The sequence below is a fragment of the Pseudomonas brassicae genome (assembly GCF_010671725.1).
Classification (GTDB): Bacteria; Pseudomonadota; Gammaproteobacteria; order Pseudomonadales; family Pseudomonadaceae; genus Aquipseudomonas; species Aquipseudomonas brassicae.
Genome location: NZ_JAAHBU010000041.1, coordinates 1 through 10,481, shown reverse-complemented (window position 1 = coordinate 10,481; position 10,481 = coordinate 1). Strand labels below are relative to the sequence as shown.

At 61.4% G+C, this 10,481-nt stretch carries 9 protein-coding genes and 3 pseudogenes; 1 reads left to right on the top strand and 11 read right to left on the bottom strand.

Features of this window, described 5'->3' with window-relative positions; translation table 11 throughout:
• The 9 genes and pseudogenes from G3436_RS03825 to flgB form a co-directional block, all read right to left on the bottom strand.
• Positions 1–263 (bottom strand): flagellar basal body P-ring protein FlgI (locus G3436_RS03825; protein ID WP_178116311.1); only part of this gene is annotated, 263 nt, incomplete at its 3' end.
• Positions 264–275: 12 nt separating this feature from the next.
• Positions 276–971, bottom strand: a complete 696-nt coding sequence (gene flgH, locus G3436_RS03820; RefSeq protein ID WP_163941467.1) for a flagellar basal body L-ring protein FlgH — start codon at positions 969–971, stop codon at positions 276–278.
• Positions 972–1,024: 53 nt separating this feature from the next.
• Positions 1,025–1,810: a flagellar basal-body rod protein FlgG gene (flgG, locus tag G3436_RS03815; RefSeq protein WP_163941464.1), complete on the bottom strand. Its 786-nt coding sequence runs from the start codon at positions 1,808–1,810 to the stop codon at positions 1,025–1,027.
• A 45-nt stretch (positions 1,811–1,855) separates the two neighbouring features.
• A complete protein-coding gene (locus tag G3436_RS03810) occupies positions 1,856–2,596 on the bottom strand; it encodes a flagellar basal body rod protein FlgF (RefSeq protein WP_163941462.1) in 741 nt (246 codons plus the stop codon).
• A 191-nt stretch (positions 2,597–2,787) separates the two neighbouring features.
• Positions 2,788–2,943, bottom strand: a complete 156-nt coding sequence (locus tag G3436_RS26970) for a hypothetical protein (RefSeq protein WP_178116310.1) — start codon at positions 2,941–2,943, stop codon at positions 2,788–2,790.
• A 107-nt stretch (positions 2,944–3,050) separates the two neighbouring features.
• Positions 3,051–4,411: pseudogene (gene flgE, locus G3436_RS03805) on the bottom strand (flagellar hook protein FlgE).
• A 31-nt stretch (positions 4,412–4,442) separates the two neighbouring features.
• The gene (flgD, locus tag G3436_RS03800; RefSeq protein ID WP_163941459.1) at positions 4,443–5,150 is read right to left on the bottom strand and encodes a flagellar hook assembly protein FlgD; all 708 of its coding nucleotides are present in this window, start codon (positions 5,148–5,150) and stop codon (positions 4,443–4,445) included.
• A gap of 15 nt (positions 5,151–5,165) precedes the next feature.
• A complete protein-coding gene (gene flgC, locus G3436_RS03795; RefSeq protein ID WP_028945514.1) occupies positions 5,166–5,609 on the bottom strand; it encodes a flagellar basal body rod protein FlgC in 444 nt (147 codons plus the stop codon).
• Positions 5,610–5,612: 3 nt separating this feature from the next.
• Positions 5,613–6,020 (bottom strand): flagellar basal body rod protein FlgB, encoded by a 408-nt coding sequence (flgB, locus tag G3436_RS03790; protein ID WP_163941456.1) that lies wholly within the window; start codon positions 6,018–6,020, stop codon positions 5,613–5,615.
• A gap of 368 nt (positions 6,021–6,388) precedes the next feature.
• Here flgB and G3436_RS03785 point away from each other — a divergent pair.
• A pseudogene (locus G3436_RS03785) lies at positions 6,389–8,976 on the top strand (autotransporter family protein).
• 107 nt (positions 8,977–9,083) lie between these two features.
• On the opposite strand, the gene cheR reads toward G3436_RS03785, so the two are convergent.
• Positions 9,084–9,911, bottom strand: coding sequence for a protein-glutamate O-methyltransferase CheR (gene cheR, locus G3436_RS03780; RefSeq protein WP_163941452.1), 828 nt, complete (start codon positions 9,909–9,911; stop codon positions 9,084–9,086).
• 51 nt (positions 9,912–9,962) lie between these two features.
• Positions 9,963–10,481: pseudogene (locus tag G3436_RS03775) on the bottom strand (response regulator); the annotation flags it as partial.

Below are 10,481 nucleotides of genomic sequence, written 5' to 3'. Positions count from 1 at the left end.
ACGTTCTTGAGCTGCACGTTGCCAGAGCCTGCCGGCACCTTGATGCCAAATTGCGAAAGCATGTTGTTGAAGGTCTGCAGGGTGAATGGGGTCTGGGTGGTCTGGTCACCCGTGCCGTTGAGGCCCACGACCAGGCCGTAGCCGATCAACTGGTTGGTACGCACGCCGGAAATGCTGGCGATGTCCTTGAGGCGTTCGGCATGCACGCCGAACGCAGTGGACAACAGCACAGTCGCGGCAATCAGCTGCTTGATGTTGAACATGGTCATCCGAACCTAGAAAGGCCAAAGCGGGCTGATGAAGAAACGGTCCAGCCAACCGGGCTGGCTGGCATCGGCAAACGAGCCGGTGCCCGAATAGGTGATGCGCGCATCGGCGACCCGGGTCGACGGTACGGTGTTGTCGGTGGAGATGTCATCGGCGCGCACCATGCCGGCAATACGCACCAGCTCGTCGCCGGTGTTGAGGGTCATCCACTTCTCGCCACGCACGGCAATGATGCCGTTGGGCAGCACATCGGCCACGGTGACGGTGATCGAGCCGGTCAGGGTATTGCCCTGGGCCGCCTTGCTGTCACCCTTGGTGCTGCGGTCGCCCTCATAGCCTGCGCTGAGGCTCAGGTCGTTGCTGCCAATCGGGTTGTTGGTGGTCATGCCCGAGCCGAACAGCGAGGTCAGGCCGATATCGGCCTTGCTGTTCTTGGCGATCTGCGAGTTGGCGTTCTTGCTGGCCTGGGTACGCTCGTTCAGGGTGATGGTGATGATGTCACCCACGCGGAACGCCTTGCGGTCGCCGTACAGGTTCTGCTCGAAGCCGGCCTGGTAGATCGAGCCGTTGTTGGCCGCTGCAGGCAGGGGCGTACGCGGCAACACTGGCGCGTAATACGGGTCGTTGGGCTTGGGCGTCGGTGCGACGCAACCGGCCAGCAACACCACCCCACCCAGGGCAAATACGGACAACAAACGGCTCATGACTCTGACCTCACGGTGTAACAGGCGCTGCACTAGCGACCCTGGGACTTCACTTACAGGTTCTGGGTAACGAACGAGAGCATCTGGTCGGCAGTGGAAATCACCTTGGAGTTCATCTCGTAGGCACGCTGAGTGGTGATCATGTTGACCAGCTCTTCCACGGTGCTGACGTTGGAGTTTTCCAGGGTCTGCTGCAGGGTGGTGCCAAAGCCGTTCAGGCCCGGGGTACCGATTTGTGGCGCACCGCTGGCGGCGGTTTCCAGGAACAGGTTATTGCCCATGGCCTGCAGGCCGGCCGGGTTGATGAAGTCGGCGGTCTGAAGGTTGCCGATCACCTGCGCCGCCGGGTTGCCGGCCGTGGTGATCGACACGGTGCCATCCTGGCCCACGGTGAAGGTTTGCGCGTCTGGTGGCACGACCACGGCCGGCTCCAGCGCGAAGCCGTTGGCGGTGACCACCTGGCCATCGGAGTTGAGGTGGAAGGTACCGTCGCGGCTATAGGAAACGGTGCCATCAGGCTGCAGAACCTGGAAGAAACCACGGCCATTGATGGCCATGTCCAGCGGGTTCTCGGTGGTTTGCAGGCTACCGGTGCTGAAGTTTTTCTGGGTGCCGACGATGCGCACACCGGTACCGACCTGCAGGCCGGACGGCAGCTCGCTGTCCTGGGTCGACTGGGCACCAGGCTGGCGCTTGATCTGGTAGAGCAGGTCCTGGAACTCGGCACGGTCGCGCTTGAAACCGGTAGTCGAGACGTTGGCCAGGTTGTTGGAAATGGTGGTCAGGTTGGTGTCCTGGGCGGACAAGCCGGTTTTACTGACCCAAAGAGCCGGAAGCATGCTGTTCTCCTGGTGCGCCTGTTTTACGGCGCTACGCCTGTGTAATTAGGTGATTTGCAAAACCCGAGCCATGGCTTCGTCGCCTTCCTTGGCCGTGGTCATCATCTTGACGTGCAGCTCGAACTGGCGGGACAGCGCCAGCACCGAGGTCATTTCCTCGACGGCGTTGACGTTGCTGGCCTCCAGAAAGCCCGACACCACCTGCACATTGGCGTCGACATCGGCGGGCTGGCCGCTCTTGGTGTGGATCATGCCGTCCAGGCCCTTGGTCATGGTCCTGACGTCGGGGTTGACCAGCTTGATGCGGTCGACTTCAGCCATTACCCGCGGGCCCTCGCCCATGGCGCGGATGCTGATGGTGCCGTCCTGGCCGATCTCGACCTTCTGCTCTGGCGGCACCGCAATCGGGCCGCCGTTGCCCATCACCGGCATGCCGTTGCCGGCACGCAGCACGCCGAGGGCATCGATGTTGAGGCTGGCAGTACGCACATAGGCTTCGCTGCCGTCGGGCGCCTGCACGGCAATGAAGCCGTCGCCACCGATGGCGATGTCGAGGTCACGCCCGGTTTCCTGCATGGCACCGGGGCTGAAATCGGTGGCCGGGCGCTCGGTCATGGCATAGGCACGCGCCGGAAAGCTGTCACCAAACACCGGCATCGACCGCGCCTGCTCCAGGTCACGCTGGAAGCCGCTGGTGGAAATGTTCGCCAGGTTGTTGGCATGGGCCCGTTGCGCCAGTGCGTTCTGGCTGGCGCCGGTCATGGCCACGTAAAGCATCTTGTCCACTGATCATCCTCCACTGCGCTGGCGAACACTTGCCGTTCACCGCTGCTCTTGGGATCACTCAAGCAAGTTTCAAACCAACTTTCAAAAAAACCAGGAAAGCCCCGTGAACACGGGACCTCGATCATCGACAAATCATTGCCAAGCAGCGGCGCCGTCGAAAATACGGCGCGACTTGCCGTTAGCGGCAATGCTCAGCGGTCGCGGCAACCTGCATTGTTGAACGGCCCGGCAAAGCGCCTCCAGCCCTCGCCCGGCGACTGCTGCGAACACACCAGACGACCATCGGCCTGGCTTTCCCAGCGATACCAGGGCGCCATGTCCGCACTGGCATTGACCGCCAGCACCATCAGCACGAGCCCGGCAACGTGAGAGTGCCCTTCATGTTCAGTACCTCCGAAACAACGAACCCCTTCCGAGAAAGGGGTCCGTCCATACTCACGCCATCAGGTAATCATCAGGTCATCTGGATGATGGTCTGCATGATGGTGCTTTCGGTGGAAATGGTCTTGGAGTTCGCCTGGAAGTTGCTCTGCGCCTTGATCAGCTCGACCAGCTCCATGGTCAGGTTGACGTTGGAAGCTTCCAGTGCGTTGGACTCGATCGAACCCAGGGTGCCGGTCTTCGGCGTATCGATACCCGGGATACCCGACGCGAAGGTCTCTTTCCAGCGGGTACCGCCGAGCTGCTCCAGACCCTGCTCGTTGGCGAAGCTGGCAATCGCAACCTGGCCGATGGCGCGGGATTGCTGGTTGCTGAAACTGGCGAACATCACACCGGTGGAGTCGATGCTCAGGCTCGACAGGATGCCCGTGGCGTAACCATCCTGCGACTGGGAATCACGGGCAGTATCGGCGTTGTAGGAACTGGTGCTGGTCATATCCATGCGAATACCGGCCGCATTGCCAGAAGAACCATTGGAAGCCCAGGTATCGGTAGCCTTGTCGTAAGAAGCCGGCACCCAGCCCTTCATCGTGAAGTTGTTGTTGACCACGGTGTACGTAGCCCCCGCCGGGTGACCCGTGTTGACCGCAGCCATTGTCTTCACGCTGCCGTCAGGGTTGAAGCTGATGGTGCCGGAGAGCGGGGTGGTGCTGGCCGGGTTGAACGGGTTGCGACCGTCGACCAGGGTGTACATGGTCCACTGGTTGTCACCAGTCTTACGATAGAACTGCTCCATCGTATGCTCGTTGCCCTGACTGTCGTAGACCTTGGTCGGGAACGATTTGGTGTAGGTGCTTTCGTCAGCAGGATCAAATACCTTGTTAGGCACCAGGACCGGAGGCGTGCTGTCGTCAAGCACCTCCAACGGGATACTGTCCGCCGAGGAGTTCAGGTTGATGCCCTGATCGATCGTGGTGGTGGTCTTTGGCGCCAGCGCCGAAGTGTCGATCTTCAGATCGGTCAGCACACCCTTGATGATCTTGCCATTGCCATCAGCCGCGTAACCTTGCAGACGGATACCGTCCGAGGTCACCACGTAGTTGTCCTTGTTGGTCTGGAACGCACCGGACCGGGTGTAGCTCAGCGAGCCGTTGTCGCTCAGCACGAAGTAACCCTGGCCCTGGATACCCATGTCCAGCACGTTGCCGGTGTTGTTGATGTCACCTTGACCAAACTGCTGCGAAACCGCTGCCAGACGCACGCCGTTGCCGACGGTCTTGCTGCCCACGCCCAGCTTGCTGCCGAGTAGACGTCGGCGAACTCGGCGCGCGACGATTTGAAACCGGTGGTCGAAACGTTGGCGATGTTGTTGCCGGTGACTGCCAGTTGCTTGTTGGCAGCATAGAGACCGCTAAGGCCGATATTGAAAGACATCTTTCCACTCCTTGTGCCGCGTTAGCCGGCTCTATATACCGATGGTTTGGACTTTGGACAGTGCAACACTGCCCAGGCCAGCGAGGTTGAGCATCAGCTCGCCGCCGGTCTGACTGATGGTGACGCTGCTGACGGTGGCCGGCAGCAAGGTGTACATCTCGGCCGACTTGCCATCGACCGTGGTCTTGGCCGTAAAGGTGTAGGTGCCCGGATCGACCTTCTCGCCCTTCGCGTTGGTGCCGTCCCAGATGAAGTCGGCATTGCCGGCCTTCTGCTCGCCCAGGTCGATGGTCTTGATGGTCCTGCCATCCTTGTCGGTGACGGTGACCGTGCCCGAGGTGATCGACTGCGGTACCACCACCTGGCCGGTGAAGCTCTTGGTGGTGTCGACCACGGCCTTGTCGGCCTGGGTGATCACCGAGCGACCGACCAGCCCCGACGCCTGCAGCGCCTGGGACGACCCCATGGCACCGGTGATGGCGTTGACCGAGTCGTTCAGCGAGGTAATGCCCTCGAGGCTGGAGAACTGCGCCAACTGGGCCACGAACTCGCTGTTGTCCTGCGGGTCGAGCGGGTTCTGGTGCTGCATCTGGGTAACCAGCAGCTGCAGGAACGCGTCCTTGCCCAGCGCCTGACCGTTGCCGGACTTGGCCCCGGTGGTTGCGCCCAGCGCGCTGGTACCGGTGGAACTCTTGACGCCGGAATTGGAGATGACGTCGTTGATGTTTACATCAGCCATGGAAAACGCCCCTTATCACTGACCGAGGGTCAGGACCTTCTGCATCATGGTTTTGGCCGTGTTCATCAACTCGGCGTTGGTCTGGAACGAGCGGCTGGCGGAGATCATGTCTGCCATTTCCTCGACCACGTTGACGTTGGGGTAGTAGACGTAGCCGTCCTTGTTCGCCGCCGGGTGGTTCGGCTCGTAACGCGCCTCCAGGTTGCTCTGGTCCTCGACCACGCCCAGCACCTGCACACCCTGCCCCGCTTCACCCTGGTCCTGGAACAGCGACTGGCTGACGCCGCCCTGGGCCTGCTGAAACGTGGTGGCGAAGACCGGGTGACGTGCACGGTAGGTCTGGTCGATGCTCGAGGAAACGGTCTCGGCGTTGGCGATGTTGGAAGCAACGGTGTTCAGGCGCGTGGTCTGCGCGCTCATGCCGCTACCGGCAATGTTGAAAACGCTGGCAAGGGACATGACTTACTCTCCGCGCAGGGCCGATACCAGCCCTTTGAATTTACTGTTGAGCAGCGTGAAGCTGGCCTGGAAACCCACCGCGTTCTCGGCGTAGCTGGATTGCTCGAGCTGCGCATCCACGGTGTTCTGGTCGATCGACGGCTGCATCGGGGTGCGGTACTGCAGGGTCTCGTCGCCCATGGCCAGACCTTGCGCCTCGATATGCCGGGTGTTGGTCCGGTCCAGCGAGAAGTGGCCGTTCTTGACCTTGTCGGTCTCGGCCGCCAGCACGGACGAGAAGTCCATGTCGCGCGCCTTGTAGTTGGGCGTATCGGCGTTGGCGATGTTGTTGGCCAGCACTTCGGCACGCTGAGCGCGAAAGCCCAGTGCCTTTTCGTGGATACCAAGCGCTTTGTCGAAACTGATGCTCATGTCGGGGAAACCTTTGAAGGTTGACCGTAGGGTTCGTTGGCGGAAATAGAGCAAGTCCCATGCCAAAACACAAAGCCCAGCAAAACCGGGGCTTTCGCAACCCACCACCCGCGGTAATGCCAGAAAAGCGGCAATGAATTTCCGCCAGGTGCCAGCAAAGCGGCAATCGGCAAGCGGCGGCAAACCGGCGGTGTAAATGGCGGCGCGAAAATCTGGCGTCAATAGTTAGTATTAATTCGCCATCTACCTCGCTAAGATCGCCGCGCGCCACTGCGTGGCTTCTTGCCACTATTCATTTCACGGCCCATCACGCCACGCATGGAAGCGCCGTACCCACTACGCCGTTCAAGGAAAAAATCGTGAGCCCTGTGATTTTCCGCAAAACCCTGCTTGCCCTGGCCATCACCACCACTGCCCTGCCCGTCAGCGCAGAAACCCTCACGCTGACCAATGCCGGCCTTGTCCGCGAGAACAAGACCTACCAGGGCAACCTGGAGATCAAAGGCGCGTACACCGGCAGCGCTGCGGAAGATGCCATCGAGTTCAACGGCAACCATGTCAAGGGCGACCTGATCCTGAATGCCACGATCAACAGCAGCGGCAACTTTGCCGGCGGCATCGACATGGACGCCTGGGAAGGCAGCACGCCCTGGACCGAGAGCCAGATCGACGGCAACCTGATCAACAAGGGCAGCATCACTGCCGTGGGCGGCGGCGCCAACGCCCTGATGATCGACCCTGCCACCATCAACGGCAGCGTGATCAACCAGGGCCTGCTCAGCGCCACCGGCGAACCGCTGCGCGATAACGGCGAAACCGACGTGGCCCGCGCCCTGGACTTTACCGGCACGATCAAGGGCAACCTGATCAACGACACCCTGGGTCGCATCATCGCCGAGGGCACCGGTGCCAAGGGCATCAACCTGGAAGGCGGGCGCATCGACGGCCGGGTGATCAACCGCGGCCTGATTCAGGTCAACGGCAAGGGCGCCACCGCAATCGACGCCACCACCAGCGGCGAAGGCCTGAATGCAGACAAGGTCGACCTGACCGGCATTCTCAACAGCGGCACCATCATTGCCAGCGGTGACGACGCCGAAGGCATCCGGGTCGACGGTGCCAGCTTCAGCGGCACTGACAACCACGTGGTCAATACCGGCACTATCAAGGCAACCGATGCAGCCATCGTGATCGGCAACTTCGATATCGATGCCGCGCAGAGCAACGCCCAGACGCCATTGCGCATCATCAACAGCGGCACGCTGATCTCGCAGGACGAAGCGGTCGATGCGTCCGAGTCGCAAGGCCCGGTGTACCTGACCCTGCAAAATGGCAGCAAGGTCACCGGCAACCTGATCGACCTCAATTACATCGAGGTGTATGGCAACGTCAACTTCAGCGGCACCGACAGCAAGGCCGACGGCGCCAACATCCGCCTGCGCGATGGAGGCCGGATGTACGTCGGCAACAGCTTTACCAACAGCCCGGCGCACCTTAACTTCGAGCAGCCACACACCACTATCAAAGGCAGCCTGATCGTTGCCGACAACGCCTCGCTGGGCCTGAACCTGCGCAGCGCCACCAACCCCGACACGCCAGTGCTCAAGGTGAGCGGGACGGCCGCCTTCAGCAAGAACGCACAGATCAAGCTGGCTGCCAAGGGCAGCGACTTCAGTGCGCAGGGCAGCAAGTACAACCTGATTCAGGCCGGCACCCTCAGCGTGATGAATGCGGACGGCACCCAGGTTGATCCGAAGGGGAAAATCAACCTGGTGAGCAGCTCGGCGCTGCTCAAGGTCGATGGCTACAACGTCAGCGGCAACAAGCTGGTTGCCACTGTTACCGGCAAGGGTGAAGCCGAAGTCAACCAGATCCTGATCGGCCAGGGGGCCTCGGCCAACAGCCAGCAAGCCCTGGGCAGCCTGAACCGCGACACCATCCTGAGCAAGCTGAACGCCAACGACCCGCTGCTGCTGGCCTTCGCCAACGCTGACGAGGCCCAGTTGGCCAAGCTGGCCGAGCAACTGACCCCGGAAGTCAACGGCGGCGCGACCCAGGCGGCCACCACCAGCCAGAACCTGGTGAGCAACGTCACCGGCAGCCGTACCAGCGGCCTGCGCGGCGCCTCCTCGGGCGAAGCGTTCAAGGACACCGGCGTGTGGGTGCAGAGCCTGTACAGCGACGCAGCCAGGACCTGCGCGACGGCGTGGCCGGCTACAACGCCTACAGCCGCGGTATCGCCGTGGGTGCCGACGGCAAGGTCAGCGACGACCTGACCCTGGGCCTGGCCTACAGCTTCATCAACACCGACGTCAACGGCAAAAGCGGCAACCAGACCAAAGTCGACAGCCACGCCTTCACGCTGTATGGCGGCTTCGAGCACGGCAACTATTTCGTCGACGCCAGCCTGACCTACGGCTTCAACGAGAACGACAGCAAGCGTAGCATCGCCAGCACATCGGCCAAGGCCGATTACGACAGCGACCTGCTGGGGCTGAACCTGGTCGGCGGCTACACCTACCACATCAACCCGCAGGTGCTGGTAGAGCCGCGCATTGCCGCGCGCTACAGCCTGGTGAACATCGACGGCTACCGCGAGAAGGGTTCGTCGGCAGCCCTGAAGGTCGAAGACCAACGCTACGAGGCCATCGAACTGGGCGCTGGCCTGCGCGTGGCGGGCAACTACCCGCTGGGTGCCGGCACGCTGAAGCCACAAGCCAAGCTGATGGCGTACCACGACTTCGCGGCAGACGAAGCCAAGAGCACCTCGACCTTCCTGCTCGGCAATACGCCATTCGTCACCAGCGGCGCCAAGGCCGTACGTGACAGCTACGAGGCTGGCGTGGGCGCAGACTACACGCTGGGCGCAGTGACCCTGGGCGTGAACTATGACTACATCGGCAAATCGGGCTTCAACGCCGATGTGTTCTCGGCCAAGGTGCGTTACGACTTCTGATCGGCGGCGCAGCCTCTGCCGGCATGGCTGGCTCCTGGGAGCCAGGCTTGCGCAGAGGGCAACAGAATGAAAAAGGCCGGTGTCTCGCGACACCGGCCTTTTTCGTTTCACTTGGCCTGGTAGATGATACCCGGGCTGCACTGCACCATCTGGTAATGGTCAGGCAGACCATTGAGCGCTTCGGAGGCGCCCAGGAACAGGTAGCCACCCGGCTTGAGCGTACCGTGAATGCGCAACAGGATGTCTTTCTTGACCTGCGCCGAGAAGTAGATCAACACGTTGCGGCAGAACACGATGTCGAACTTGCCCAGGCTCGCATAGCTGTCGAGCAGGTTGAACGAGCGGAACTCCACGCGACTGCGAATCGGCGCCTTGATCGCCCAACGCCCCGGCCCCTTGGGATCGAAATAGCGCTGCAGGCGCTCTTGCGACAAGCCACGCGCAATCGCCAGGCTGTCGTACTCACCCGTCTTGCAGTTGGCCAGCATCGAGCCTGACAGGTCGGTGGCAACGATTTGCGCGCCCATCTTCAACTGGCCGATATTGCTGCGCTCGAACTCGTCAATGGCCATGGAAATCGAATACGGCTCCTGCCCCGAGGAGCAGGCCGCCGACCAGATGCGCAGGCGCTGCCCCGGGTTGGCCTTGATCTGCTCGGGCAACACCTTGTTTTTCAGTACCTCGAACGGATAGGTGTCGCGAAACCACAGGGTTTCGTTGGTGGTCATGGCATCGACCACTTGCTCGCGCAAACCGCTGCGCGGCTGAGTCTGGATACGCTGGACCAGCTCACTCAACGACTTGATGCCCTGCTGCTCCATCAGCTTGTTGAGACGGCTGGAAACCAGGTACTGCTTATTTTCGCCCAGCAGGATGCCACAGGCTTTTTCCAGGAAGACCCGGAACTGTTCGAAATCCAAATTACCCGTAGACAATGATGCCGCCTCTTAAATCATGTGTAACGCCAAGGGCCGCGCCCCTGGCCGTTAGTGCGTGGTCTTGATCCGATCAACCACACGTTGCGCCAGGTCGTCCGGCCGGAACTTGGCGAGAAAATCATCTGCGCCCACTTTCTTGACCATCGCCTGGTTGAAGACGCCAGACAGCGAAGTATGCAGGATGATGTGCAACTTTTGCATGCGCGGGTCGCTGCGGATTGCGGCGGTCAGCGTGTAGCCGTCCATTTCCGGCATCTCGATGTCGGAAATCATCATCAGGAATTCTTCTTCCGGACGCTTGCCCTCGTCCACCAGCTTGCGCAGGTAGTCCAGCGCCTGACGACCGTCGTTGAGCGCCACCACTTCGACCCCCACCGTCTGCAGGGCAACGGCTGACCTGCTTGCGCGCCACCGAGGAGTCATCCACCGTCAGTACCCGCAGCGAGACGGCCTTGCCCTGCACGTCGGCATCGACCACGCCCGCCGAGATGGACTCGGAGGTTGGCGACACTTCGGCGAGGATCTTCTCCACGTCGATGATCTCGACCATCTTGTTGTCGACCCGGG

Coding starts and splice junctions, on each gene's coding strand:
- flgH (WP_163941467.1), bottom strand. CDS start 971: ATGAGCCGTTTGTTGTCCGTATTTGCCCTGGGTGGGGTGGTGTTGCTG.
- flgG (WP_163941464.1), bottom strand. CDS start 1,810: ATGCTTCCGGCTCTTTGGGTCAGTAAAACCGGCTTGTCCGCCCAGGAC.
- G3436_RS26970 (WP_178116310.1), bottom strand. CDS start 2,943: ATGGTGCTGGCGGTCAATGCCAGTGCGGACATGGCGCCCTGGTATCGC.
- flgD (WP_163941459.1), bottom strand. CDS start 5,150: ATGGCTGATGTAAACATCAACGACGTCATCTCCAATTCCGGCGTCAAG.
- flgC (WP_028945514.1), bottom strand. CDS start 5,609: ATGTCCCTTGCCAGCGTTTTCAACATTGCCGGTAGCGGCATGAGCGCG.
- flgB (WP_163941456.1), bottom strand. CDS start 6,020: ATGAGCATCAGTTTCGACAAAGCGCTTGGTATCCACGAAAAGGCACTG.